At 63.1% G+C, this 24,511-nt stretch carries 23 protein-coding genes and 1 pseudogene; 13 read left to right on the top strand and 11 right to left on the bottom strand.

Going from position 1 to position 24,511, the window contains the following annotated elements; all coding sequences use genetic code 11:
* Positions 1-6 precede the first annotated feature (6 nt).
* Complete coding sequence (locus tag MRBLSP13_RS12685) at positions 7-270, top strand: hypothetical protein (protein ID WP_133652184.1); 264 nt, start codon at positions 7-9, stop codon at positions 268-270.
* 3 nt (positions 271-273) lie between these two features.
* On the opposite strand, the gene pgl is transcribed toward MRBLSP13_RS12685, so the two are convergent.
* From pgl to MRBLSP13_RS12665, 4 genes are all read right to left on the bottom strand, one after another.
* Positions 274-963, bottom strand: a complete 690-nt coding sequence (gene pgl, locus MRBLSP13_RS12680) for a 6-phosphogluconolactonase (protein WP_363754757.1) — start codon at positions 961-963, stop codon at positions 274-276.
* Between the two features lie 46 nt (positions 964-1,009).
* Entirely contained in the window at positions 1,010-2,014 is a 1,005-nt protein-coding gene (galE, locus tag MRBLSP13_RS12675) for a UDP-glucose 4-epimerase GalE (RefSeq protein ID WP_363754755.1), read from the bottom strand.
* Between the two features lie 67 nt (positions 2,015-2,081).
* Positions 2,082-4,259 carry a 3-hydroxyacyl-CoA dehydrogenase NAD-binding domain-containing protein gene (locus MRBLSP13_RS12670; RefSeq protein ID WP_363754753.1) on the bottom strand — a complete coding sequence of 726 codons (2,178 nt, stop codon included), beginning with the start codon at positions 4,257-4,259 and terminating at the stop codon, positions 2,082-2,084.
* 135 nt (positions 4,260-4,394) lie between these two features.
* Complete coding sequence (locus tag MRBLSP13_RS12665; protein ID WP_363754751.1) at positions 4,395-5,603, bottom strand: acetyl-CoA C-acetyltransferase; 1,209 nt, start codon at positions 5,601-5,603, stop codon at positions 4,395-4,397.
* Between the two features lie 194 nt (positions 5,604-5,797).
* Between MRBLSP13_RS12665 and MRBLSP13_RS12660 the strand changes: the two genes are divergently transcribed.
* Positions 5,798-7,468, top strand: coding sequence for an MFS transporter (locus MRBLSP13_RS12660; protein ID WP_363755246.1), 1,671 nt, complete (start codon positions 5,798-5,800; stop codon positions 7,466-7,468).
* Between the two features lies 1 nt (position 7,469).
* Here the strand turns inward: MRBLSP13_RS12660 and MRBLSP13_RS12655 are convergent, their stop codons facing one another.
* The gene (locus MRBLSP13_RS12655; RefSeq protein ID WP_363734627.1) at positions 7,470-8,072 is read right to left on the bottom strand and encodes a nucleotidyltransferase family protein; all 603 of its coding nucleotides are present in this window, start codon (positions 8,070-8,072) and stop codon (positions 7,470-7,472) included.
* 154 nt (positions 8,073-8,226) lie between these two features.
* On the opposite strand from MRBLSP13_RS12655, the gene folE reads away from it, so the two are divergent.
* The 3 genes from folE to MRBLSP13_RS12640 all read left to right on the top strand — a co-directional run bounded on the left by folE (position 8,227) and on the right by MRBLSP13_RS12640 (position 10,541).
* Complete coding sequence (folE, locus tag MRBLSP13_RS12650) at positions 8,227-8,835, top strand: GTP cyclohydrolase I FolE (protein ID WP_363734628.1); 609 nt, start codon at positions 8,227-8,229, stop codon at positions 8,833-8,835.
* Positions 8,832-9,674, top strand: coding sequence for an SDR family oxidoreductase (locus MRBLSP13_RS12645; RefSeq protein WP_363734629.1), 843 nt, complete (start codon positions 8,832-8,834; stop codon positions 9,672-9,674). Before folE ends, MRBLSP13_RS12645 begins: the two co-directional genes overlap by 4 nt.
* 90 nt (positions 9,675-9,764) lie before the next feature.
* Entirely contained in the window at positions 9,765-10,541 is a 777-nt protein-coding gene (locus tag MRBLSP13_RS12640; RefSeq protein WP_363734630.1) for an enoyl-CoA hydratase-related protein, read from the top strand.
* Positions 10,542-10,706: 165 nt separating this feature from the next.
* Here the strand turns inward: MRBLSP13_RS12640 and mmsB are convergent, their stop codons facing one another.
* The 3 genes from mmsB to MRBLSP13_RS12625 all read right to left on the bottom strand — a co-directional run bounded on the left by mmsB (position 10,707) and on the right by MRBLSP13_RS12625 (position 14,016).
* Positions 10,707-11,669, bottom strand: a complete 963-nt coding sequence (mmsB, locus tag MRBLSP13_RS12635; protein WP_414714713.1) for a 3-hydroxyisobutyrate dehydrogenase — start codon at positions 11,667-11,669, stop codon at positions 10,707-10,709.
* Between the two features lie 107 nt (positions 11,670-11,776).
* Complete coding sequence (locus MRBLSP13_RS12630) at positions 11,777-12,859, bottom strand: enoyl-CoA hydratase/isomerase family protein (protein WP_363734632.1); 1,083 nt, start codon at positions 12,857-12,859, stop codon at positions 11,777-11,779.
* A gap of 14 nt (positions 12,860-12,873) precedes the next feature.
* Positions 12,874-14,016, bottom strand: a complete 1,143-nt coding sequence (locus tag MRBLSP13_RS12625; protein WP_363734633.1) for an acyl-CoA dehydrogenase family protein — start codon at positions 14,014-14,016, stop codon at positions 12,874-12,876.
* Positions 14,017-14,126: 110 nt separating this feature from the next.
* Here MRBLSP13_RS12625 and MRBLSP13_RS12620 point away from each other — a divergent pair, with 110 nt between their 5' ends.
* From MRBLSP13_RS12620 to MRBLSP13_RS12605, 4 genes are all read left to right on the top strand, one after another.
* A complete protein-coding gene (locus tag MRBLSP13_RS12620) occupies positions 14,127-15,005 on the top strand; it encodes a LysR family transcriptional regulator (protein WP_363734634.1) in 879 nt (292 codons plus the stop codon).
* A gap of 95 nt (positions 15,006-15,100) precedes the next feature.
* Positions 15,101-15,730 (top strand): class I SAM-dependent methyltransferase, encoded by a 630-nt coding sequence (locus tag MRBLSP13_RS12615; protein ID WP_363734635.1) that lies wholly within the window; start codon positions 15,101-15,103, stop codon positions 15,728-15,730.
* Between the two features lie 68 nt (positions 15,731-15,798).
* On the top strand, positions 15,799-16,731 hold the full coding sequence (locus tag MRBLSP13_RS12610; protein WP_363734636.1) for an ABC transporter ATP-binding protein: 933 nt from the start codon (positions 15,799-15,801) through the stop codon (positions 16,729-16,731).
* Positions 16,728-17,522, top strand: a complete 795-nt coding sequence (locus tag MRBLSP13_RS12605) for an ABC transporter permease (RefSeq protein ID WP_363754749.1) — start codon at positions 16,728-16,730, stop codon at positions 17,520-17,522. The genes MRBLSP13_RS12610 and MRBLSP13_RS12605 overlap by 4 nt, the downstream gene beginning before the upstream one ends.
* A 60-nt stretch (positions 17,523-17,582) precedes the next feature.
* On the opposite strand, the gene MRBLSP13_RS12600 is transcribed toward MRBLSP13_RS12605, so the two are convergent.
* Positions 17,583-18,038 carry a universal stress protein gene (locus tag MRBLSP13_RS12600; protein WP_363734638.1) on the bottom strand — a complete coding sequence of 152 codons (456 nt, stop codon included), beginning with the start codon at positions 18,036-18,038 and terminating at the stop codon, positions 17,583-17,585.
* Positions 18,039-18,242: 204 nt separating this feature from the next.
* Here MRBLSP13_RS12600 and MRBLSP13_RS12595 point away from each other — a divergent pair, with 204 nt between their 5' ends.
* The 4 genes and pseudogenes from MRBLSP13_RS12595 to MRBLSP13_RS12580 form a co-directional block, all read left to right on the top strand.
* Complete coding sequence (locus tag MRBLSP13_RS12595) at positions 18,243-19,529, top strand: pyruvate dehydrogenase complex dihydrolipoamide acetyltransferase (protein ID WP_363754747.1); 1,287 nt, start codon at positions 18,243-18,245, stop codon at positions 19,527-19,529.
* Entirely contained in the window at positions 19,529-19,930 is a 402-nt protein-coding gene (locus tag MRBLSP13_RS12590) for an acyl-CoA thioesterase (protein WP_363734640.1), read from the top strand. Before MRBLSP13_RS12595 ends, MRBLSP13_RS12590 begins: the two co-directional genes overlap by 1 nt.
* Before the next feature lie 28 nt (positions 19,931-19,958).
* Positions 19,959-21,356 carry a dihydrolipoyl dehydrogenase gene (gene lpdA, locus MRBLSP13_RS12585; RefSeq protein ID WP_363754745.1) on the top strand — a complete coding sequence of 466 codons (1,398 nt, stop codon included), beginning with the start codon at positions 19,959-19,961 and terminating at the stop codon, positions 21,354-21,356.
* Positions 21,313-21,891: pseudogene (locus MRBLSP13_RS12580) on the top strand (phosphatase PAP2 family protein); the annotation flags it as partial. The gene lpdA and the pseudogene MRBLSP13_RS12580, both read left to right, overlap by 44 nt.
* A gap of 54 nt (positions 21,892-21,945) precedes the next feature.
* Here the strand turns inward: MRBLSP13_RS12580 and MRBLSP13_RS12575 are convergent.
* Entirely contained in the window at positions 21,946-23,433 is a 1,488-nt protein-coding gene (locus tag MRBLSP13_RS12575) for a DUF2142 domain-containing protein (RefSeq protein WP_414714712.1), read from the bottom strand.
* 104 nt (positions 23,434-23,537) lie between these two features.
* Positions 23,538-24,485, bottom strand: coding sequence for a hemolysin family protein (locus MRBLSP13_RS12570; RefSeq protein WP_363734643.1), 948 nt, complete (start codon positions 24,483-24,485; stop codon positions 23,538-23,540).
* Between the last annotated feature and the right edge of the window lie 26 nt (positions 24,486-24,511).

Below are 24,511 nucleotides of genomic sequence, written 5' to 3'. Positions count from 1 at the left end.
CGATGGATGAATGAAACCATGCTCGATGCGCTACAATATTATGGCGCAGGCGCCGCCACCATTGCCGCCTTCATCGTCTCCCTCAATCTTGGTCGCCGCGTCACGGGCTGGGCGTTCGTCCTGTTCGTGACGTCCTCCATCGCCCTGATCGGCTGGGGCTTTCTCTCGGAGGACAGCGAAGGCATAGGCTTTCAGAATATAGCGCTGCTCCTGATCAACCTCGTCGGCGTCTGGCGTTATCTCATCTCCCGGCACAAGCCGCGCGACTGAATGTCAGGCCGAAATCCAAACCTCCACCGAAACGGCATGCTGGCATAGCGCGAGCCTGATCGGCAGTTCCTCGACGGGGCCGCCCGCCAGCGCCCGGTCATAGACCGCCCTCTTTGCCGGCCCGCCAATCTGGAGGAAGATATGTCGGCTGGCGAGAATGGCTCTTGCGCTTAACGACATCCGCTGGTGCGGGGCATCGGGCGGCGTGACCGCCAGCGTCAGGGCGTCGGTGGAAAGCCCCTCCGCCAGTTCCTTCGCATCGGGAAACAAGGAAGCGGTATGCCCATCCTCACCCATGCCCAGCAGTACGATGTCGAGCGGCCAGGGCAAGCTTGCAAAGGCGGCCGCGCATTCCGCCTGTCCCGCATAGGCGTCCGCCGCATTGTTCTTCATCGGCACGACACGCGCCGCCGCAGCCTTTCCCCGCAACAGCGTTTCGCGGATCAACCGCTCATTGCTGTCCGCATGGTCAGGAGCGACCCAGCGTTCGTCGACCAGCGTCACGATCACCTTGCCCCAATCCAGGGTCGTGTCGGAAAGTGCCTCCAGCACGGGCCGGGGCGATCGTCCGCCTGACAGCGCGATGGTCGCAACGCCCCGCCTGGCTATGGCATCGTCCAGAATCGTGACGATCCGTCGCGCCATGTCCGTTGCAGCCAGCGCGCCTTCAATGAAAAGATGTTCGGTAGGCATGTTGTTCAATCTCGGTGGAAAGGAAGGCGCAGGCAGAACTTGGCGTTCACTCGCCGCGAATCTCGGTCAGCTTGCGCTCCCAGGCGAGGGCGTGGGTGACGATCTGGTCGAGATCGGCGAACCGGGGCGTCCAGGGAAACTCGGCCATGATCGCCCGATTGTCGGAGATCAGCGCATCCGGGTCGCCCGCCCGGCGTCCTTCCATCCGCCGGTCGATCTTGAGGTTCGTCACCCGGTCGACCGCGTCCAGCACCTCCAGCACCGAGAAGCCGCGCCCATAGCCGCAGTTGAGCAGGTAATTCTGCTCCGGTCTGGCCATCAACGCCTCCAATGCCAGGACATGCGCCGCCGCCAGATCGGTGACATGGATATAGTCGCGCACGCCGGTCCCGTCGGGTGTATCAAAGTCCGTTCCGAACACCGAAACATGGCTGCGCTTGCCCAGCGCGGCCTCGACCGCCACCTTGATCAGATGCGTTGCCCCCGCGGTCGATTGCCCGGTGCGCCCTTCGGGATCGGCCCCGGCCACATTGAAATAGCGCAGGGCGCAGAAGTTCATCGCATGCGCCGCGCTGACGTCGCGCAGCATATATTCGGTCATCAGCTTCGACATGCCATAGGGGTTGATCGGTCGCTGCGGCGTGCTTTCCTTGACGGGGCTTTCTTCCGGAATGCCATAGGTCGCCGCTGTCGAGGAAAAGATGAAATGCGGCACGCCCACCGCGACCACGCTCTCGATCAGGTCGCGGGTCTTGGCGCTGTTGTTATGATAATATTTGAGCGGGTTCTCGACCGATTCAGGCACCACCACCGATCCGGCAAAGTGCATCACCGCCTTTATGCCATGGTCCCGCAGCGTCTGCCGGACCAGCGGCTGGTCGGAAATGTCGCCCTCGACGAAGGTCACATCGTCGGGCACCGCCCAGCGGAATCCCGTCACCAGATTGTCGATCACGACCACGCCATAGCCAGCGTCCCGCAGCGCCAATACGGCATGGCTACCGATATAGCCCGCTCCGCCCGTGACCAGAACCGTCGGCATTTCGCTCATAAAAATAAGGTCTCCCCGGAGATATCCGGGAAGACCTAAACTAGTGGGGCAACGATTTACAGCCCATTCACGCTGCGGCGCGAGATGAAGCGGGGCGATAGAAGGTCGCGCCGCTTGCCGCCATGTCCAGCAACTGCGCGGTCGGCGCGAAGCGGTCGCCATGCGTGGCGGCCAGCCGCTCCAGAACGGCCACGACATGGCCGATGCCGACCGTGTCCATATGGCTGAATGGCCCGCCGGTATAGGGCGCGAAGCCCCAGCCGAAGATCGCGCCGATATCACCATCCTCCGGCGTTTCCAGCACGCCTTCCTCAAAGCAGCGCGCACATTCGATCAGCTGGCGATAGAGCAGGCGCTCCTTCACCGCCTCCACATCGGGCTGCACGGCGGCGCGGGGGAACATATCCTCCAGACCGGCCCAGAGATGCTTCTTCTGCCCTTCGGGATAGTCATACCAGCCCTTGGCGCTTTTCCGCCCCAGTCGGCCGAGCTCGACCATGCGCGCCATCACTGCGTCGGACGGCTGCGCGACATAGGCATCGCCCAGTTCCTTCCGCGCGGCGACCACGATCTTGTGGCCCAGCTCGATGGAAACCTCGTCCCCCACCGCGAGCGGCCCCACCGGCATGCCCAGTTGCCGCCCGGCATTTTCGATCAGCGCGGGGTTGATCCCCTCGGCCACCATCTCCACGCCTTCCTGCACATAGGTGCCGAAGCAGCGCGAGGTGTAGAAGCCGCGCGAGTCATTGACGACAATCGGCGTCTTCTTGATCTGGGCGACGAAGTCGAGCGCCTTGGCGATGGCGGCAGGCCCGGTTTCCTTGCCAAGGATGATCTCCACCAGCGGCATCTTCTCGACCGGTGAGAAGAAGTGGATGCCGATGAAATTCTCCGGCTTCGACCATGCCTTCGCCAGCCTGGTGATCGGCAGGGTGGAAGTGTTGGAGCCGAAGATCGTATCCGCGCCCAGCACCTCCTCGACCTTCTTGGTCACTTCAGCCTTGATCGCGACATCCTCGAACACCGCCTCAATCACAAAGTCCGCTCCCGCGAGCGCGGAATAGTCTGTCGTGGGCGTCACGCGGGCCAGCGTCTCCGCCATCTTTTCCGGCGTCATGCCCTTGCCCAGGCGCTTCTTCAGCACATCCTCGACATGCGCCTTGCCCTTTTCCGCAAAGGCCTGATCACGGTCGAACAGCACGACCTCGATGCCCGCCTGCGCGGCAACGGTGGCTATCCCTGCACCCATCATGCCCGCGCCCAGCATGGCGAGTTTCCTCGTCGGCGCCTTGGGCTGGTCCTTCGGGCGCCGCGCGCCACGCTCGGACGCCTGCTTGTTGACGAACAGGCTGCGGATCATGTTCGCCGCCTGCGGATCGGCGGCGACCTTGGCGAAATATTTGCTTTCGACCCGGATCGCCCGATCGATTGGCAGGAAGGCCCCTTCATAGACGGCGGAGAGCAGCGCGATCGGCGCGTTCATGTTACGCTGCGTCTGCTTGAGCGTCATCGGCAGGGCACCCGCCATGGTCTGCACGAAGGCCGGATTGAACCCGCCCGCGCCGCCGGGGAATTTGAATCCCTTGACGTCCCATGGCTGAACCGAGGCGCTGGGATTGGCCTTCACCCATTCGCGCGCGGCCTGCACCGCCGTGCCCTGCGGCACGACCTGATCGACGACCTTCATCATCGCGGCGTCAGCCGGGCGGAACAGCTTGCCCTGCAACATGTACATCAGCGACGCCTGCACGCCCATGATGCGCGGCAAGCGCTGCGACCCGCCACCACCCGGGAACAGGCCGATCAGGATTTCCGGCAATCCAAGCTGCGTCCTGGGACTGTCGCCCACGACACGGCGATGGCAGGCGAGCGCCAGTTCGAACCCGCCGCCGACGCATGTGCCCTCAATGGCGCAGGCTACCGGCTTGCCGCATGTCTCCAGCCGTCGGAACAACTGGTTCAGGACAAAGACCTTGTCGAAGATTTCAGCGGGAGAGGGGCGTCTGCCGCTTTCGCTGACCAGCATGGACCCGAAATATTTCAGGTCCATGCCCGCCATGAAGCCGCTGTCCTTGCCGGATGCGATGACGGCGCCCTTGATCGCCTCTTCAGAGGAGATGCGCGTGATCGCCTCTTCCAGATCGGCTAGGAATTCCGGGCCGATGACGTTCATCGACTGATCGGGAACATCGATCGTCAGGGTGGCAATGCCATCCGCGTCAATGTCGAAAGTGATCGTCTGCATTGGAGGCAACCTTTCCTATCTCCGTTCGTGCCGCTTGGAGGCCGGGCCTGTCGAAGACCGGTATCGAAGCATTTAATCCTTCGACCTGCCATTCCGACAGGCTCGATGGTCACTCGGCACGGACGGTTCCTATGTTCAAACGCGTTCGATGATGATGCCGGTGCCCATGCCTGCGCCGACGCACAGGTTGATGAGCGCGGTGCCCTTGCCGCTGCGCTCCAGTTCATCCAGCGCCGTGCCGAGCACCATCGCTCCGGTAGCGCCCAATGGATGGCCCATCGCGATCGCGCCGCCATTGACGTTGATCTGGCCATGATCGAGGTCCATCGCCTGCATGTAGCGCAACACCACGCTGGCAAAGGCCTCGTTCAACTCCCACAGATCGATGTCGGACTTGCTCATGCCCGCCCGGTTCAGCAGCTTGCCCGCGACGAATTCCGGCCCGGTCAGCATGATCAGTGGTTCCGAGCCGATAGAGGCCATAGCCTTTATCCTGGCGCGGGCCTTCAGCCCATATTTCTCGCCCATCGCCTTGTTGCCGACCAGCACCGCGGCCGCGCCGTCGACGATGCCGCTGCTGTTGCCGGCATGGTGGACGTGATTGACCTTCTCCAGCTCCGGATAGCGGAGCAGCGCCACGGTGTCGAAGCCGGGCATTTCCTCGCCCAGTGCCGCAAAGCTGGGCTTGAGTGCGGCCAGCGACTGCATCGTTGCGTCCGGCCGCATATGTTCGTCATGGTCGAGCACGACCTGGCCGATCACGTCCTTGACCGGCACGATCGACCTGGCGAAGCGCTTCTCATCCCAGGCCGCCTTGGCGCGGCGCTGGCTTTCGACGGCATAGGCGTCGACATCGTCCCGGCTGATCCCGAACTTGGTCGCGATCACGTCTGCGCCGATGCCCTGCGGCGCGAAATAGGTCTTGTATGCGACTGCGGGGTCCATCGCCCAGGCGCCGCCATCCGACGCCATCGGCACTCGGCTCATCGACTCCACCCCGCCACCGATGGCAAGTCCTGCCTCGCCGGAATAGACCTTCGCGGCCGCCATGTTCACGGCCTCCAGCCCCGAAGCGCAGAAGCGATTGATCTGCACGCCCGGCACGGTCTGGGCATAATCGGCATTCAGCACCGCGACGCGGGCAATGTCCGCGCCCTGCTCGCCCACCGGGGTGACGCAGCCCAGGATGACGTCATCGACATCCGCGGTATCGATTTTCGTTCGGTCCCGTACTGCTTCCAGCATCTGCGTCGCCAGCTGGATGGGGGTGATTTCGTGCAGCGACCCGTCGGCCTTGCCCCGGCCTCGGGGCGTCCTGACGGCATCATAGATATAGGCTTCCATGCTATTCGTTCCTCTCCGCTGGGCGCCGGATGTTCGCTGCGAATGTATTTACGTTTACGTAAAGTGCAAGTCTCAATCGCCACCCCGCCCGACCGTAACGTCATCGGGCTGCGACGGTTGCTCTGCATCAACCGGCTGATCGCTTTGTCATTTTACCGATTCGCGGATTTGACCCGTTGGCCTTATTCCGCTTCATGGAGGGCGTGTCAGAATCGGACCCTTCCCAAGCGCCTTCGCCCTTGTCGATCCCGATCTTCCGGGCGATCTGGTGGGCCAGCCTCGCTTCCAACTTCGGCGGGCTGATCCAGTCGGTCGGCGCGCAGTGGATGATGACTTCATTGTCCGCCTCGCCCCAGATGATAGCTCTGGTTCCGGCCGCGACGACACTGCCGATCATGTTGCTCTCGCTTTGGGCAGGCGCCGTGGCGGACAATAGTGACCGGCGCGTGGTGATGCTGCTGTGCCAGCTTTTCATGCTCCTCGTTTCCGCCCTGCTGGCTCTGTTCGCCTGGATGGGGTGGGTGACCCCATGGGCGTTGCTGGGCTTCACTTTCCTTGTCGGCTGCGCCACCGCGATCAACGGACCGGCCTGGCAGGCGTCAGTGGGGGACATGGTGCCCAGGGCGGCCTTGCCCAACGCCGTTTCGCTCAATTCCATGGGTTTCAACATGGCGCGCAGCATCGGGCCGGCGCTGGGAGGGGTGATCGTGGCGGCGGCCGGTGCGGCGGCGGCCTTCCTGGTCAACGCGATCAGCTATGTGGGTCTGGTTGCGGTGCTCGCCCGCTGGCGTCCTGAACGGCCACCTCAGCTCCTTCCGCGCGAACGCATCGGTCTCGCGATGCGGGCCGGAGTCCGCTATGTCGCCATGTCGCCCAATATCCAGATCGTCCTGCTGCGAAGCGCGGCGTTCGGCATCGGGGCAAGCGCGGTGTCGGCGATGATGCCGCTGGTCGCGCGCGACCTGCTGGGTGGTGGAGCATTGACCTTCGGCGCGCTCAGTGGGGCCTTCGGCATCGGTGCGGTGCTGGGGGCGTTGTCGACGGGGCAGTTGCGACGCCGTTTTTCGGTCGAGGCCATTGTCCGCTCGGCTGCCATCGCCCTGGCGGCCGGGACGATGCTGATGGCCGTCAGCCATTGGCTGGCCCTGGCGCTGGCGGGTTTGCTGCTGGCGGGTGCCGGCTGGGTGGTCGCCCTTTCGACCTTCAACGTTTCCGTCCAGATGTCGGCGCCCCGCTGGGTCGTGGCGCGCGCCGTGGCTCTCTATCAGATGGTGGCCTTCGGCGGCATGGCCGGCGGCGCATGGCTGTTCGGCAGGCTGGCGGAGGATCATGGCGTGCTCGTAGCGCTCTACGGCGCGGCGGCTGTCCAGTTCGCCTCGGCCATGATCGGATATATCCGGCCGCTCGCGCAAATAGGCGAACAGAATCTCGATCTTCAAAATCTGTGGCGGGAACCGCAGACGATGGTTCCGATCGAGCCCCGGAGCGGTCCTGTCGTCGTCACCATAGAATATCGCATAGCTGCCGGATCGGTGGTGCCCTTCCTTGCAGCGATGAGCGAACGTCGCCGCATACGCCGTCGCGATGGCGCCCATGGATGGTCGCTGCTGCGCGATCTGGGCGATCCGGAACTGTGGCTGGAGCGCTATCATGTGTCCACCTGGCTGGACTATGTCCGCCACAACAGTCGCCGGACGGTGGCCGACAGGGCGAACAGCGAAGCGATCCACGCCCTACACTGTGGGGCCAATCCGCCGATCGTGCATCGCATGCTGGAACGTCAGACGGGTTCGCTACCGCTTGGGCGTTCGGCCGATCCGCGGGAAATGGGCGATCCCATGACCGATCCCACCCGTTCCAGCTGATCTACGATTTCGGCTCCGTCCGTGGCTCAGGATCCAGATCCTCGGGCGTGTCGATGTCCCGCAGGTTGGCACCCATGGTTTCGATCTGCACACCGTGGCTGAGCAGCGCCCTTGCCCCCTGGTCGCCGCGCAAGGCCAGAAGTTCGGGAAAATGCTTGCGCCCGATGAATGCGGGGGGCGAGGATGAAAAGCCGTCGGTGCTCGCGACGACGGATCGGATGTCCTCGGCCGCGAGGCAGATCCGGTTGTAATGCGTCTGGGGCACGTCGGGCATGTCCGCCAGGCAGACCAATATGCCGCGGCATTTTCGTATCGGCATGACATGTTCGACGGCGCGGATGATGCTGCCCGACATGCCGTCTTCCGGACGGTCATTGACGATGATGGTATAGCCGCGCCGTTCCAGCCGGCGATGCAGGACCGGGGCCTGGCTTATGGGACGCACCACCGCCACCAATTCCCCAAAGATCATGGAGGCGATGGTTTCCAGCGCATGGACGAAGACGGCCTTTCCGCGCAGGTCGGCCATCAGCTTGTCTTCTTCCCCGAAACGGGAGGAAGTGCCCGCTGCAAGGAGGACGGCGGCGATCTGTTCGGTCCGCATGGTTCCGCTGCGATGATGTGTTGCGACCCCGGTTCACCCGGTTTGGTCAGCATGTGCCACCGACGGCATGGCATGTCCAGCTTGGCAAAGGGGGCTGGCGTTCGTGCGAATCAGTCGCCATATGCCGCTGAGCAACAGAGGAGTGGTGCCGTCCATGGAATATGATCCCGACGCGGAAACTGCGGGCGAGTCGGTCAAGATCCCGGTTCCCGCGAACGTGGCCGATGCTATCCGGACATTGATCCGCTGGTCTGGCGACGATCCGGAGCGGGAAGGACTGATCGAGACGCCTGAACGCGTGGCACGCGCGTGGAAGGAATATTGCCGGGGTTATGAAGATGATCCGGCCTATCATCTTTCGCGCATCTTCCATGAGGTTGGCGGTTATGACGATGTCGTCCTGTTGAAGGACATTCCGTTCCAGTCGCATTGCGAGCATCACATGGCGCCCATCGTGGGTGTTGCGCATATCGCCTATCTGCCTGGCCAATATGTCGTGGGGATATCGAAGCTGGCGCGCGTGCTGCACGCGTTCGCCCATCGCCTTCAGGTGCAGGAGCGACTGACTTCGGAGGTCGCCAATTGTATCTGGGAGAATCTGAAGCCCCAGGGCGTCGCCGTTGTGGTCGAAGCGACGCATGGTTGCATGACCGGTCGGGGCGTTCGTACGCCCAACGTCGTCATGAAGACCAGCCGCATGCTGGGCGTGTTCCGCGATGATGAGAAGAGCCGTGAAGAAGTGCTCAAGCTGATTGCATCGTGACCGAGCCGGAAGTTCCTGCCTATCGGCCCCTTGGGGGCTCCCGGCAGCGCGAGGAACAGGCCGGCGCGCGTCCGCTGGCGCAAAAGCGGCTCGTGCTGGTGACGGGCGGCCATCGGCGGCTGGGTGGCATCATCTCCGCCGCATTCGCGCAGGCCGGCTATTCGCTGGCGATCCACGGCAGTCACGATACCCGGCTGGATTCCCATCTGGCGCTGACGCTGGAAGATAATGCGACTGAATGGGACGGCTTCACCGTCGATTTCGCCGATCCGGAAGGGGCGGAGGAGTTGGTGGCGCTGGTGGCTGAGCGCTTTGGCAGGCCGCCGGACGTGCTCGTCAACAGCGCGGCGATATTCGGACAGGATCGGCTCGACAGTGTCAATGCCGGCGACCTGATGCGCCATTATGCCGTCAACTGCGCCGCGCCCACGCTGCTCACCAAAGCCTTTGCCACGGTTCCTGCGGGAACGGGCGATCGGTGCATCGTCAACATCCTCGACCAGCGGATCGACCACCCGCATGGTGACCAACTCGCCTATACGCTTTCGAAAATGGCCCTGGCGGGACTGACGCGGCTCTCCGCCTCCACACTGGCGCCGCAGATCAGGGTCAATGCCGTCGCGCCGGGTCTTACCATCGCGACGCCGGATTATGACCACGATCAGATGGAAAGACTGTCGACCCTGATGCCGCTGGCGCGTTTGCCGCAGGCGGAGGAGATCGCCCAGGCCGTGCTCTATCTGGCGGGTGCCAGCGCCGTGACGGGCCAGACGCTCTACATCGACGGTGGCGCGCATTTGCGAAGCTATGACCGGGATTTCATGCATCTGTGCCGATAGCGGCTGCGAAGATGCGGCTCCTCAAGGACTGGCCAAGCGCCGTCTCGCTGCATAGAGCGGATCGCAATGGGTCAATGAAGGGAGACTGCAATGGCATTCGAAACGATCCTGGTCGAACAACGGGATGCGGTGACTTTGGTCACGCTCAACCGCCCGCAGGCGCTGAACGCGCTGAACAGCCAGGTGCTGAAGGATCTTGGCGCAGCCTTTGCCGCCTATGATGCCGATCCGGCACAGCGTTGCCTTGTCCTGACCGGCAGCGAAAAGGCCTTCGCCGCGGGCGCCGACATCAAGGAGATGGTGGAGAAGGAAGCAGCGGACTTCTTCCTGGAGGATTTCTTCTCCGGCTGGCAGAGCAAGGTCGTCGCGACCCGCAAGCCGTGGATTGCTGCTGTTGCCGGTTTCGCGCTGGGCGGCGGGTGCGAACTGGCGATGATGGCGGACTTCATCCTGGCGGCCGACACGGCGAAATTCGGTCAACCCGAGATCAAGCTGGGCGTAGCGCCGGGCATGGGCGGGTCGCAGCGCCTGACCCGTGCCGTGGGCAAGGCGAAGGCGATGGAAATGTGCCTGACGGGCCGCATGATGGGCGCGGAAGAGGCGGAAAGCGCCGGGCTGCTCGCCCGGATCGTTCCCGCCGCCGAACTGCTCGACGATGCGCTCAAGACCGCCGCGACCATCGCCGGCATGCCGCCCATGGCCGCGATGGTGAACAAGGAAATGGTCAATCTGACATTTGAGACCGGGCTGGCCCAGGGGATATTGACCGAGCGTCGCCTGTTCCAGATCCTGACCGCGACCGAGGACAAGAAGGAAGGCATGGAAGCCTTCGTCGAAAAACGCGCGGGCGTCTGGAAGGGGCGCTGATCGGCGGGAGGGCGCGCCCTGGAAGCGCGCCTTCGCTAGAGCGATTTCCAAGCGATCGGAACCGATCGCTGGTTAAGAAATCGCGGAAAACAAGGAATCAGAGCGGCGATCTGATTCAATCAGATCGAAACCCGCTCTAAAATCGCTGAGGGAGGGGTAGGCCGCTTACTTCCCCTCCAGCATCTCGATCATCAGCGAAAAGTCCCGCGCCGCTTCGCCGCGATTGGCGAGCAATTGATAGAGCGACTCGGCGGCATTTCCCATCGGGACGCTCGCCCCCACCGAAGCGGCCGCTTCACTAGCCAGCTTCAGATCCTTCAGCATCAGCCCGACGGCGAAGCCGCCCTGATAGCCATTGTCTGACGGGCTTTGCGGCCCGACACCGGGCACCGGGCAATAGCTGGTCATCGACCAGCTCTGCCCAGACGACACGCTGGAGATATCGTAGAAGGTTTGCGGATCCAGGCCGAGCTTCTTCGCCATGGCAAAGGTTTCGCAAGTCGCGACCATCGTCGCGCCCAGCAGCATGTTGTTGCAGATCTTGGCGGCCTGGCCATTGCCGGCGCCGCCGGCGTGGATCACCGCCTTGCCCATGGCGGACAGGATCGGCTTGGCTCGGCCGAACGCCTGATCGGTGCCACCGACCATGAAGGTCAGCGTGCCACCATTGGCTGCCGCGATACCGCCTGAAACCGGGGCATCGACCATTTCGAACCCTTTCTTGGCGGCAGCCTCCTCCACGCGCCGCGCCGTCGCGACATCGATGGTCGAACAGTCGAGGAACAGCGCATCCGCCTTCGCCGCGTCGAAGACGTCGCCCGTGTAGACGCCCTCCACATGCTTGCCCGCGGGAAGCATGGTCACGACGGCATCGGCGCCCGCAACCGCCTCCGCCGCGCTGGCGCAGCGCACCGCGCCGGCTTCGGCCGCCTTGGCCAGCGCCTCTTCCGACAGGTCGAAGGCCCGCACGGCAAAGCCGTTCTTCAGCAGGTTGACGGCCATGCCGCCGCCCATGTTGCCCAGGCCGATAAAGGCGATTGTCTGGCTCATTTCAGGCACTCCTCCTGTCTTGGAGCGCGCTGCGTCAAGCCCGACGCAACTGTGCGCTCCCGTTCTTCCTTGCCGCATCCGACCTTGCAGAGGGCCTTTCGTCGCCATTCTGCGCGATGCGCCAGATTCCTAAGTTTCCGCGACTTCCTGATCAGCGACCGATTGCAATCGCCTGCACATCGCCTCTAACCGTCCAGTTGCGGCAGCGGCGTCCATTCCTTTTCCGGGGGCAGGGGCGCGAACAGGCTGTCGACAAGTTCTTCCGTCACATCCTGCGGCCGGGCCGGGCTCCATTTCGGCGCATTATCCTTGTCGAAGATGACGGCCCGCACGCCTTCAATGAAATCAGGACGGCGGATGACATGATAGCCGATGCGATATTCATTGCGCATATTGTCCGCAAAATCGGTGAAGGCCGCGCCCTCCACCATCTGCCGGAGCGCGACCTTGACCGTCTGTGGGGACTTGGTGGCGAGGGTGGCCGCCTGCTCCCGCGCCCAATCCGATCCGTCCGCTTCCAACGCAGCCAATATGTCCTCGAGCCGATCGGATGCGAAGAGGCGGTCTATCTCTTCCCGATGTGCTTCCCAGGCTGAGGGTGGTGGCACCTCGGCCATCTCATCCAGGATTTCCGCCAATGCATGGGGGCTGGCAATGATCCGGGCCTTCACTGCTTCCAGCTTATCCGACGCCATATAGTGGGTGGCGATGCCGATGGCGGCGCAATCCGCGCCCTTGATCCGCGCACCGGTCGTGGCAAGCCAGACCCCGGTCCGTCCCGGCATGCGCGGCAGGAACCAGCCGCCGCCCACGTCGGGGAACAGGCCGATGCCCGTTTCCGGCATGGCGTAGGTCGTCCGCTCCGTCGCAACGCGATAGCGCGCCGGATCGGAAATCCCGACGCCGCCGCCCATGACAATACCGTCGATGAAGGCGACGATCGGCTTTTCATAGACGAACAGCAGATGATTCATGCGATATTCGGTGAAGAAGAAGCGCTCGGCTTCGGAACAGTCGCCCTTGGCGCTGTTGGCGATCATGGCGATGTCGCCCCCGGCACAGAAACCGCGTGAGAGCCGGGGATCACCATCGGGCGAAGGCGCATGGTCGAGCATGACGGCAACGACCGAATGATCCGTTCTCCATGCCAACAGGGCATCGATGATGGCGCTGCACATCTGCGTGTTCAACGCATGGATTGCCTTCGGCCGGTTCAGCCTGATGCGTCCCACGCCATTGTCGACGGAAATCAGAACTTCATCAGTCATAAAATCTCCCGCGCTCATTGTCGCAGCATGTCGCGGGCGATGATCATGCGCATCACCTGGTTTGTGCCTTCCAGGATCGAATGCACGCGCAGGTCACGCCAGAAACGTTCAATGGGATAGTCCATCAGATAGCCATAGCCGCCATGCAGTTGCAGCGCCCGGTCGACCACGGAGGATCCGGTGTCGGTCGCCAGCCGCTTGGCCATGGCGGCGAAGCGTGTCTTGTCCGGCGCATTCTCCGTCACCTTGACGGCCGCTGCATAGAGCAGGGTGCGCGCCGCCTGCAATTCCGTTTCCATGTCTGCCAGCATGAATTGGGTGTTCTGGAAATCGGCTATGCTCTGGCCGAACTGCTTGCGCTCCTTGGTGTAGGCAAGGGTTTCGTCGATGCAGCGCTGGGCGCCGCCGAGCGAGCAGGCCCCGATGTTGAGCCGGCCGCCGTCCAGCCCCATCATCGCTATGCGGAAACCTTCGCCCTCACCACCGACCAGATTTTCCACCGGCACCCGCACGCCATCGAAATTGACCTGGGCGGTCGGCTGCGAATGCCAGCCCAGCTTGCGCTCCAGCGCGCCGAAGCTGACCCCGGGCATATCCTTTTCGATGACGAGGCAACTGATGCCCTTCGGCCCTTCGTCGCCGGTGCGGACCATGACGACATAGATTTCATTTTCTCCGCCGCCGGAGATGAACTGCTTGGAGCCGGTGACGACATAATGATCGCCGTCCCTTGCCGCCCGCGTCTTGAGCGCCGCTGCGTCGGACCCCGAGCCCGCTTCGGTCAGGCAATAGCTGCCGATCCGCTCCATCGGTACCATGGAAGGCAGATATTTGTCCTTCACCACCTTGCTACCGAAACGGTCGATCATCCAGGAAGCCATGTTGTGGATCGAAATGAAGGCGCTGGTCGACGGGCAGCCATAGGCCATCGCCTCCATGATCAGCGCCGCCTCCAACCGTCCAAGGCCGATGCCGCCGGACTCTTCCGATACATAAATGCCGCCAAAACCCAGCTCCGCCGCAGCGCGGATGGTGTCGCGGGGAAAGATATGCTTTTCGTCCCACTCCGCCGCAAAGGGCGTGATCGCATCAGCGGTGAACCTGCGCGCCATCTCCTGAATGGCCAACTGGTCCTCGGTGAGATCGAACTGGCTCACAAACTCTCCTGACGTGCGATTTGAACTTCCCTCTAGATATGATGCGGAATTGCACGCAACAACGCAGTTTTGCATAGCATCCCCGCGATTTTGCAGTTAGCGGGCGATGAATGTTCGATTGGGACGATCTCAGGGTATTTCTGGCCGTGGCGCGTACGCGCAAGATCGCGCCGGCAGCGCGGTCCCTGGGCATTGATGCGACGACGATCGCCCGGCGGCTCGCCCGTCTGGAGCGCGCTCTGGGGCCTGAACTGTTCGAAATGGGGGCGGGCGAGCGCATATTGACCGCGCACGGACAGGCGCTGCTGCGCCACGCCGAGAATGTGGAAAGCGCGGCGCTCGCGGCCATGGAGGAGGCGACGGGGCGAGGGCATCATCTGGGGGGCCAGGTGCGCCTGTCCGTGGCGGAGGGGTTTGGCACCTGGGTGCTGGCGCCGGGCCTTGCGGATTTCAACCGGCGCCATCCGGGCATCCGGCTCGATCTCATCACGGCATCGGGATTTCTCAATCCTTCGAAGCGCGAAGCCGACATGGCGGTCATGCTGGCGCGTCCGCAGCGTGGCCGGCTGTCGGTTCGGCGGATGGGCGACTATCGCCTGCATCTCTATGCGTCTCCCGCTTATCTGGCTAAGGCCGGAACGCCGCGCAATCCCGCCGACCTGCGCGCTCATGTGCTGGTCGGCTATGTGCCTGAATTCATCTTTTCGCCCGAACTCGACTATCTGGATGAGGTGGAGGCGGGGCTGGAGGCCAGTCTGCGCGCCACCAGCATCAACATGCAGCATCGCATGATCGCCGAAGGCGCCGGCATCGGCGTATTGCCCGATTTCATCGCCGCCCATGATTCCGCCCTGGCGCCGGTCATCGCCGATCAGGTGGAGATCATGCGCAGTTTCTGGCTGGTCACCCATGGCGACCTCAAGAAACTGCCGCGCATTGCGGCCGTCGCGCAATGGTTGCAGGATCGTATCGAAACCTTGAAAGCATGAGGGCGCTTTGCCAACCGGCTGCCTAAAATTCATCGACGACGCTTGTCCGGCTCGCTAAGGGAGTCCCATGATACGAACATGGTCGCGTTTCGCTCATGCAGCATAAACCAAGGTGGAGTCGGGCAGTTGCCCTGCCCAACAGCGACTTTCGCACGCGGGCGGCCGAATATCTGGATTTCCTGGCCGCTTGGGTGAAGAAACCGCGCCAGACCGCCTCCGTCGTTCCCAGCAGCCGATATCTCGCCAGATTGATGGTGGAACATATCGATCCGGAGGATGGTCGCGTGATCGAGCTGGGCGGCGGCACGGGCGTTTTCACGCGCGCCATATTGGGCACTGGCCTGCCGCCTGAAAAGCTGGAGGTCGTGGAGATCAATCCCGCCTTCGCACGCGGGCTAAGGCGTCACTTTCCGCATGTTTCGGTGCTGGAAACGCCCGCCCAGATCGTTTCCACGGCAACCGCGGGAGAGGCGGGGGAATATCAGTCGGTGATCAGCGGCCTGCCGTTGCTGGCCATGGACCGCCAGATGCACGCCGACATCCTGTCCGAAAGTTTTCGCATGCTTCGTCCGGGCGGGGCCTTCATCCAGTTCACCTATTCCTTGCGCCCGCCGGTGCATCGGGAAATACTGGATGCGCTCGGACTGGACGTGGTCCGGATCGGGCAGACGGTTCGCAACTTCCCACCCGCCACCGTTTTCCGCTTTTTCCGCAAAGGCGAATAGACGGCGGTTGCGCCCGGGGCGCGGCACCCTATCTTTGCGCTTCAAAGAATAGGGGGGCATTGCCGCGCATGGCGTCCATCATCACCGTTTCCGGCCTGACCAAGAGCTATGCTTCGGGTTTTCAGGCGCTCAAGGGCGTCGACCTGGAGATAGAGGAGGGCGAGATATTCGCGCTGCTTGGGCCGAACGGCGCCGGCAAGACGACCATGATCTCCATCATCTGCGGTAATGTAAGGCCGACCGGCGGCACCGTCACCGTAGCCGGGCACGACATCATCCGCGCCTATCGCGGTTCGCGATCGGCCATCGGGCTGGTGCCGCAGGAACTGCACACCGATGCCTTTGAGCGGGTGATCGACACCGTCACCTTCTCCCGCGGCCTGTTCGGCAAGCCGCGCAACGACGCCTATATCGAGAAGGTGCTGCGCGACCTCTCGCTCTGGGACAAGCGCCACAGCAAGATCCTGGAACTGTCCGGCGGCATGAAGCGCCGCGTGATGATCGCCAAGGCGCTCTCGCATGAACCGCGCGTGCTGTTCCTGGATGAACCGACCGCGGGTGTCGACGTCGAATTGCGGCGGGACATGTGGAAGTTGATCGGGGAACTGCGCCAGACCGGCGTCACCATCATCCTTACCACCCATTATATCGAGGAGGCGGAGGAGATGGCCGATCGCGTCGGCGTCATCAACAAGGGGGAGCTGGTTCTGGTCGAGGAGAAGACCGCTCTCATGAAGAAGCTCGGCAAGAAGACGCTGACGATCGTGCTGGCGGAGCCGCTGTCCGTCGTCCCGCCGGAGCTTGGCGAATGGCAGGTCACACTGAAGGCGGACGGCCATGAGATCGAATATATATTCGATACCCAGGCGGAGCGAACCGGCGTGTCGTCCCTTTTGCGCAGGCTGGGTGACCTGGGTCTGGGCTACAAGGATCTCAACACCGAACAGAGCAGCCTGGAGGATATCTTCGTCAGTCTGGTCCATCAGGAGCAGGCGGCATGAGTGGCTTCAACTCCGAGGGCGCAAGCCGTTTCAACCACCGTGCCATCTGGGCGATCTACAAGTTCGAATTGCACCGTTTCCGCCGCACATTGCTGACCGGACTGCTGGTGCCGGTGATCACCACCTCGCTCTATTTCGTGGTGTTCGGCGGCGCGATCGGTTCGCGCATGACGCAGATCGACGGCATTCCCTACGCGGCTTTCATCGTGCCCGGTCTGATCATGATGTCGATGTTCACCGAGAGCATCTTCAACGCGAGCTTCGGCATCTACATGCCGAAATTCACTGGCACCATCTATGAACTGTTGTCGGCTCCCGTTTCGGCGGTGGAGACGATCATCGCCTATGTCGGCGCGGCGGCTACCAAGTCGCTGATCGTCGGCACCATCATCTTCGTCACGGCCCATCTTTTCGTCGACATCCATGTCGCCCACCCGGTCGCGATGGTCGCCTTCATGATGCTGATCGCCATCAGCTTCTGCCTGTTCGGTTTCATCCTGGGCATATGGGCGCAGAGTTTCGAGCAGTTGCAGGTCATCCCCCTGCTGCTGATCATGCCGATGACCTTCCTGGGCGGCGCCTTCTATTCTATCCATATGCTGGCGGAGCCGTGGCGAACGATCACGCTGTTCAACCCGATCGTCTACCTCATCTCCGGTTTCCGCTGGACCTTCTTCGGACGGGGTGATGTCGGCATCGAGTTCAGCCTGCTGTTCGTCGCCGGCATGCTGGCGTTGTGCCTGGCCGCGATCGGCTGGATGTTCCGGACGGGCTATCGCCTCAAGAAATAGCGAGCGGGCAGGCTCCCCTCTGACGCCGCTGCCCGGATTTGGGATCGATGGCAGGACGGTTCAGCTCAACCGGTCGATCGCCTCTGCATCCAGGCCGCCGGGAATGATCATGATCGGGCAGGGCAGCTTGCCCGCATCTGCACCCGCGAAGTGGGAGACCAGGACGCCCGGATGGCCACTGGCGGCCGCGCCCAGCACCAGTGCCGCGACATCGTCCATTTCATCCAGCGTGCGGCGTACGATCGTCACCGGATCCCCCTGGCGCACGGTGATGCTGGGACGGATGCCGGATTCGTCGGTCAGCGTGCCAGCGGCGCTTGTCACCAGGGCTTCGGCGCGCTGAAGTGCCTCATCCTCCATGGTTGCCTGCACGCCGCCCCACTGGACGAACTCGGCAGGGGGAATGAGGGCCAGGATGCGAACCGCACCGGCCGTCTTGGCGGCCCGTCGCGCGGCGAAACGGAGCGCCGTCTCCGCCTCTGGTGATTCGTCCACCACAACCAGATATGTCCGCATCTGCTGCGTCCCTACAGAGTAACGACCATTTGGTCTTCTTCAGAACCGGCGCGCGCTGAACCCATATGGTTAGCTGTGAACCAGTGTGGTGAAATGTGGCGGATTATGGGCGGCTGCGCAAGGCTTGCCCTTGACCGTTCCGGCCAAAGCGCCGAAACGAAGCCCATCAGCCCCACGCCGGATAAGATGAGAGGCCTTCCACCCATGAGTAAGACGATCCAGATGCCCGCCCTTTCCCCGACGATGGAAGAAGGGACGCTGGCGAAATGGCTGGTGAAGGAAGGGGATACGGTATCCTCCGGCGACCTGCTCGCGGAGATCGAGACTGACAAGGCGACCATGGAATTCGAAGCGGTCGATGAGGGCGTCGTTGCGAAGATACTGGTTGCCGAAGGATCTGAAGGTGTGAAGGTCGGCACCGTCATCGCCATCATCGCGGAAGAGGGCGAGGATGTGTCTCAGGCAGCAGCAGGAAATGCCGCTCCCAAGGCGGCGCCCGCGGAGCGTGCCGCCCCGCAGGCCCAGCCGGTCGCCGCGCAGGCACCTGCGCCCGCGCCAAAGGCGGAACCGGCGCAAGCCGGGGCCGGGAAGGACCGCGTGAAGGCCAGCCCGCTGGCCCGCCGCCTGGCCGAAGCCAAGGGCCTCGACCTTGCTGGCCTTACCGGTACGGGCCCCAATGGTCGTATCGTGAAGGCGGACCTTGAAGGCGCTGCACCTGCAGCAAAGACGCCTGCTCCCGCATCCGTCGCAGCGCCTGCGGCTGCATCTGTGGCTGCTCCTGCCGCTGCGCAGGATTTCGGCATCCCGCATGAAGTCATCAAGCTCAGCGGCATGCGCAAGACGATCGCGCGGCGCCTGACGGAATCCAAGCAGCAGGTGCCCCATATTTACCTGACCGTGGATGTTCAGCTCGACAAATTGTTGAAGTTGCGCGGCGAACTCAACGCCGGCCTGGCCTCGCGAGGCGTCAAGCTGTCGGTCAACGATCTTCTGATCAAGGCGCTTGGCGTGGCGCTGATCCAGGTGCCGGAATGCAATGTGCAGTTCGCCGGCGATCAGATGCTGCAATTCCAGCGGGCGGACATTTCGGTCGCCGTGTCCATCCCAGGCGGACTGATTACCCCGATCGTGACCGAGGCCGACAGCAAGGGTGTTGCCGCCATCTCGACCGCGATGAAGGACCTTGCCAGCCGCGCCAAGGACGGCAAGCTGAAGCCGGAGGAATATCAGGGCGGCACCGCCTCGCTCTCCAATATGGGCATGTTCGGCATCAAGCAGTTCGAGGCCGTGATCAATCCGCCGCAGGGCATGATCCTGGCCATCGGCGCCGGCGAAAAGCGGCCCTTCGTCATCGACGACTCCCTGCAGATCGCGACTGTCATGTCCGCCACCGGCAGCTTCGACCATCGCGCCATTGACGGGGCCGACGGCGCCCGCCTGATGCAGGTGTTCAAGGAGTTGGTCGAAAATCCGATCGGTATGCTGGCCTGATGTCCCCGCTAGATGAGCAGCCACCGACGGAAAGTCCGGCGGTGCGGGTCATCGCCATGCCCGCCGATACCAATCCCTACGGGGATATTTTCGGCGGCTGGCTGATGAGCCTGATGGACTCGGCGGCGGGTTCCGTCGCCGCCCGCCATAGCCATGGCCGCGCGGTTACCATCGCGGTCGAGGGCATGACCTTCCTGCGTCCGGTGGTGGTCGGCGACGAGGTTTCCGTGTTCGCAAAGCTTATTTCGGTGGGGCGTACCTCCATGAAGATTGAGGTCGAAGCCTGGCGACGGACCCGTCATGACGACCGTTCCTATCGCGTGACCAAGGCGACCTTCACCTTCGTGGCGATCGGAGAAGATCGCCAGCCCCGTTCCGTGCCCGCCTTCCCGGCGGCGTAAAAAACAAAAAACAAAAGCGAGATAGATCATGGCTGAAAATTATGATGTTATCGTTCTGGGTTCCGGCCCCGGCGGCTATGTCGCCGCCATTCGCGCCGCCCAGCTGGGCCTGAAGACCGCGATCGTCGAGCGCGAAAATCTGGGCGGCATCTGTCTGAACTGGGGCTGCATCCCGACGAAGGCCTTGCTCCGGTCGGCAGAAATCTTCCACTATATGCAGCATGCTGGCGACTATGGCCTGGCGGCGGAGAAGATCAGCGCCGACATCGCAGCGGTGGTGAAGCGTTCGCGCGGCGTTGCCAAGCAGCTCAATCAGGGCGTCACGCACCTGATGAAGAAGAACAAGATCACCGTCCATATGGGTGAGGGCAAGCTGACCGGGAAAGGCAAGCTCAGCGTCACGCGCGACGGCAAGACCGAGGAACTGACGGCGAAGAACATCATCCTCGCCACCGGAGCGCGCGCGCGCGACCTGCCCGGTACGCCTGCTGACGGCAAGAGGGTCTGGACCTATCGCCATGCCATGACGCCGCCGGAAATGCCCAGCAAGCTGCTGGTCATCGGATCGGGCGCGATCGGTATCGAATTCGCCAGCTTCTACAACGACATGGGCGCTGACGTGACCGTGGTCGAGATGATGGACCGCATCGTGCCGGTAGAGGATGCCGATGTGTCAGCCTTCCTCGAAAAGGCGCTGAAGAGGCAGGGCATGACCATCCTGACCGGCGCCGGCGTCAGCGATATCAAGGTCAGCGCGAACGGCGTGAAGGCGAAGCTGAAGGACAAGGCGGGCAAGGAGACGGCTGCCGAATTCAGCCATATGATCGTCGCCATCGGCATCGTTCCCAATACCGAGAATATCGGCCTCAAGGAACTGGGCGTCGCCATGGACGAGCGCGGTTTCCTGAAGACCGACGAAATGTGCCGCACCAATGTCGAGGGATTGTGGGCGATCGGCGACATCACCGCGCCGCCGTGGCTGGCGCACAAGGCGAGCCATGAGGGCGTGATCACGGCCGAAGCCATTGCCGGCAAGCATCCACATGCCATGGACCCCCGCAACATCCCTGGCTGCACCTATTGCCATCCGCAGATCGCCAGCGTCGGCCTGACCGAAGCGAAGGCCAAGGAAGCCGGCCATGAGGTGAAGGTCGGCATGTTCCCCTTCATCGGCAATGGCAAGGCCATTGCGCTTGGCGAGGCCGAAGGTTTCACCAAGACGGTGTTCGACGCCAAGACCGGCGAATTGCTGGGCGCGCACATGGTCGGTGCCGAGGTGACCGAGATGATCCAGGGCTACACGATCGGCAAGACGCTGGAGACGACGGAAGCGGAACTGATGCATACGGTCTTCCCGCACCCGACGATCTCGGAATCGATGCATGAAAGCGTGCTCGCCGCTTATGGGCGCGCGCTCCATATCTGATCGGCGTAAAGCCGTGGAGAAAGGCGCGGGGGCTTTGGCCCTCGCGCTTTTTTGCGTTTTGGGGATTGCCCTTCTCCAGCGGCAGGGATGGCTGGATGGGTTGAACTTCGGACTCATGGGCGCTGCGGGACGTGCGCGAGACAGTGGCGTCGGCGTCATGATCACCTGGATCATGCAATTTGCTTCGGCCGTGGGCGGAACGGCCGGGCGCTTCGCATTGCTGGCTGCCTGCTGCGTGGCGCTATGGCGCATGGCGCGGGCGCGCGCCCTGTGGTTGCTTTGCACGGTTGTCGGCGGGACGCTGCTCAACCTTGCGGCCAAGCAGATATTTGCCGCGCCCCGGCCCGATCTGTTGCCGCATCTCGACCTTGTGCACAGCTACAGTTTTCCGAGCGGCCATGCGGCGGGGAATATGATCTTCTTCGGGGCACTGGCGATGCTGGGCGGGCGGCGCTCTGTCTATGTCCTGATGGCGACGGCAATCGCGCTGATCGGGATCAGCCGGGTGTGGCTGGGCGTCCATTGGCCCAGCGACGTGCTGGCCGGATGGATCGAAGGGCTGGGCTGGCTGGCGCTGTGTCGCGTCTGGCTACCAGCGGGGGGAAGGCAGGAGGAGCTGGCGGATCGGGTCATGATGCGGGGGCATTCCGTCGGCGGTGACGAAGCCATGGACCCAGAAGCTGTCGAACACCGTGGCGGCGGCAATGCACAGTAGCAGCAACGCCGATCCGCCGAACAGCACGCCGGCACCGCGAAAGGGCGCGGCGGGCATGAGGGCGAGTAGCGCGAGAGGCAGGATGGGCAGGAAATAGCGTCCCTGCGTGCCCTGAATATAGTCCGCGCCGAGCGGCGTGCCCGTGAGGTACATGGCTGTTTCTATCAGCAGCGCAACCCCGGCGGCGACGGCGAGCCACCAGAGCCTTTGTCGCCAGGAAAGACCTGTGCCCGCCCCGCTGCAAACCGCGCCGGCCAGCATCGCGAGTGCCAGCGGATAGGCCAGCAAAGGCAGCAGGATAGCGTTCCAGCCAAAGCGGCCCACGATCTGAAACGCATAGACCGGCGCGCGTTCTGTCACGCTGGTCGCCAGGACATGAAGATAGGCCAGCGGGTCGTGCAGGATCACGGCAAATTGCCGGGCGAGCGGGGCTGTCGTGACCATTTCCCCCGTTTTGCGCGACATAATATGGTAGAGCGCCTGGCTCCCGCCGGAGAACTTCATCCACATAAGGAAGGCGAGCGCACCGGCCACCATCGCGGCAAGAAGGCAATAAGGGCGAAGATCACGGCGGCTCTCTGGCCTGCGCAATCCAGCCGCCATCAACGGCAAGTAGACGCCCTTCGCCAACGCCAGCAAAGGCGCCAGTAGAAGGAGGGCGAGGCCGCGCTTGGCCGTAAACCCCATAAAGCCCGCCCGCAGCGCCAGGGCGAGGCCCAGAAAGCCCGTGCCGTTGATGACCGCATCGGGGGAGAGCGAACCATTTTGATAACAGAAGGTCGGCAGCAACGCCGTACCAAGCATGGCAAAGCGACCGAAGGGCATGAGGCGGAGCGCAACAGCAAGCGCGATCAGCGCAAACAGCGCATTCACGATCCGGCCGCTGTAGAATGCACCCAAAGGTGGCAGGCCCAAAGCCTCACCGATTGTCAGCCCGATGGCGCCCGGCAGATAGAGGGTGGGCGCATAATTTGCCACATTGGGGAAATCGGCAAAGCTGCGCTCGTCGCTACGGGTTTTCCCCTCATTCCATGCCGTTTTCAGCATCGAAGGGTGGAACAGGCGAACACCGGGGGAGGTTTGCGCCGTAAAATGGACATCGTGCAGGTCGATGGCCGAGCGAGGAAGGTCCGCGCCGATCATCTCGCCACGCCTTTGGGCCAGTATGCCGCCCTCGGAAAGGAACAGCGCCTTTACATAATGCTGGTTCTCATCAGGAGCCTGAAAGGGCGGCGTGACGCAGGCAAAGAAGAGCGTCGAGATGCAGATCAACGCATAGAGCCGCTTTTCCAGGCCGGTCCATGGCGCGTGGTCCACCGTCACCGGACCTGCCAAGCTGGATATTCGTCCGTCCCGTCGCATCGATTGCCCCCTGCCCCGGGGTGGCCTAGCGGCAAGCCCTTAATATTTCGCGCCGATGGCTGATCTGCATCGACAATTTGAGTAGCGCCCGCGTCAGGGCGGGATCAGTCCTCTTCGCGGATTTCCCGTTTTGCGGGCGGGTGCAGTCGCAGACGGCTGACGCGGCGTCCGTCGCTGTCCAGGATTTCGAGCTTCCAGCCGCTTTGGTCATGCTCGATGATTTCGCCCGGCTCGGGAACGCGACCGGCGATCACGAAGGCAAGGCCGCCCAGCGTATCGACATCCTCCTCGATGTCCGCCAGCCTTTCGTCGATTTCCTTCGCGACATCCTCCAGCTCGGCGCGCGCATCGGCTTCCCAGAGGCCGCCTTCCAGCGGAACCAGCATCGCTTCGGGTTCCTCATCATGCTCGTCCTCCACCTCGCCGACGATTTCCTCGACCAGATCCTCGAAGGTGAGCAGCCCTTCCGTGCCGGAATATTCGTCGAGCACGATGGCGAGATGGGTGCGCTTGGCCCGCATTTCCGCGAGCAGATCGAGCGCGCCCATGCTTTCCGGGACATAAAGCGGCTGGCGGATCAGCGGCTCGAGCGTGTCGGGCACCGGCGCCTTGCCCGCCAATATGGCGAAGGCGTCGCGAATGTGGATCATGCCGACGATGGTGTCCAGATTTTCGCGATAGACCGGAATGCGGCTGTGTCCCGCTTCAGCGAACAGCGCGGCGAGATCGGTGAAACTGGCCTTTTCCTCGATCGCGACGATGTCGGCGCGGGGGACAGCCACGTCATCGACCGTATGTTCGGAAAAATGCAGGAGGTTGCGGACCATCTGGCGTTCGATGGCGGACAGGTCGCCCTTGGCAGGAGGGGCGGCGCCTTCCTCCTGCTCCTCCTCATCATATTCGTCGAGCGCATCCTCCAGCTCGCGGCGGAGGCTGTGGCTTTCCTCATCGCCAAAGAGCAGCGACTTCAGGCCGCTCCATAAACCGCCCTCGTGGCTGCTACTGTCCGATTCCTTCGAACCGTTGCCGTCCTTGGGACCGCCTTCCGCCATTGTACTTCCTGTTCCCTTGTTCAAAG

This window comes from Sphingobium sp. LSP13-1-1.1 (genome assembly GCF_040676415.1).
GTDB lineage: Bacteria > Pseudomonadota > Alphaproteobacteria > Sphingomonadales > Sphingomonadaceae > Sphingobium.
Note: the sequence above shows the minus strand (reverse complement) of the source record. Positions and strands in the feature narration are given on the sequence as shown.

Bases quoted from the DNA above. Each gene is read 5' to 3' on its own strand.
- MRBLSP13_RS12590 (WP_363734640.1), top strand. From the start codon at position 19,529: ATGTCCCCGCTAGATGAGCAGCCACCGACGGAAAGTCCGGCGGTGCGG.
- MRBLSP13_RS12600 (WP_363734638.1), bottom strand. From the start codon at position 18,038: ATGCGGACATATCTGGTTGTGGTGGACGAATCACCAGAGGCGGAGACG.
- MRBLSP13_RS12620 (WP_363734634.1), top strand. From the start codon at position 14,127: ATGTTCGATTGGGACGATCTCAGGGTATTTCTGGCCGTGGCGCGTACG.
- MRBLSP13_RS12665 (WP_363754751.1), bottom strand. From the start codon at position 5,603: ATGGAAGCCTATATCTATGATGCCGTCAGGACGCCCCGAGGCCGGGGC.
- MRBLSP13_RS12630 (WP_363734632.1), bottom strand. From the start codon at position 12,859: ATGACTGATGAAGTTCTGATTTCCGTCGACAATGGCGTGGGACGCATC.
- MRBLSP13_RS12605 (WP_363754749.1), top strand. From the start codon at position 16,728: ATGAGTGGCTTCAACTCCGAGGGCGCAAGCCGTTTCAACCACCGTGCC.
- MRBLSP13_RS12570 (WP_363734643.1), bottom strand. From the start codon at position 24,485: ATGGCGGAAGGCGGTCCCAAGGACGGCAACGGTTCGAAGGAATCGGAC.
- MRBLSP13_RS12615 (WP_363734635.1), top strand. From the start codon at position 15,101: ATGCAGCATAAACCAAGGTGGAGTCGGGCAGTTGCCCTGCCCAACAGC.
- MRBLSP13_RS12655 (WP_363734627.1), bottom strand. From the start codon at position 8,072: ATGCGGACCGAACAGATCGCCGCCGTCCTCCTTGCAGCGGGCACTTCC.
- MRBLSP13_RS12640 (WP_363734630.1), top strand. From the start codon at position 9,765: ATGGCATTCGAAACGATCCTGGTCGAACAACGGGATGCGGTGACTTTG.
- folE (WP_363734628.1), top strand. From the start codon at position 8,227: ATGGAATATGATCCCGACGCGGAAACTGCGGGCGAGTCGGTCAAGATC.
- lpdA (WP_363754745.1), top strand. From the start codon at position 19,959: ATGGCTGAAAATTATGATGTTATCGTTCTGGGTTCCGGCCCCGGCGGC.
- MRBLSP13_RS12685 (WP_133652184.1), top strand. From the start codon at position 7: ATGAATGAAACCATGCTCGATGCGCTACAATATTATGGCGCAGGCGCC.
- mmsB (WP_414714713.1), bottom strand. From the start codon at position 11,669: ATGCGGCAAGGAAGAACGGGAGCGCACAGTTGCGTCGGGCTTGACGCA.
- MRBLSP13_RS12660 (WP_363755246.1), top strand. From the start codon at position 5,798: ATGGAGGGCGTGTCAGAATCGGACCCTTCCCAAGCGCCTTCGCCCTTG.
- MRBLSP13_RS12610 (WP_363734636.1), top strand. From the start codon at position 15,799: ATGGCGTCCATCATCACCGTTTCCGGCCTGACCAAGAGCTATGCTTCG.
- pgl (WP_363754757.1), bottom strand. From the start codon at position 963: ATGCCTACCGAACATCTTTTCATTGAAGGCGCGCTGGCTGCAACGGAC.
- MRBLSP13_RS12670 (WP_363754753.1), bottom strand. From the start codon at position 4,259: ATGCAGACGATCACTTTCGACATTGACGCGGATGGCATTGCCACCCTG.
- MRBLSP13_RS12595 (WP_363754747.1), top strand. From the start codon at position 18,243: ATGAGTAAGACGATCCAGATGCCCGCCCTTTCCCCGACGATGGAAGAA.
- MRBLSP13_RS12575 (WP_414714712.1), bottom strand. From the start codon at position 23,433: ATGCGACGGGACGGACGAATATCCAGCTTGGCAGGTCCGGTGACGGTG.
- galE (WP_363754755.1), bottom strand. From the start codon at position 2,014: ATGAGCGAAATGCCGACGGTTCTGGTCACGGGCGGAGCGGGCTATATC.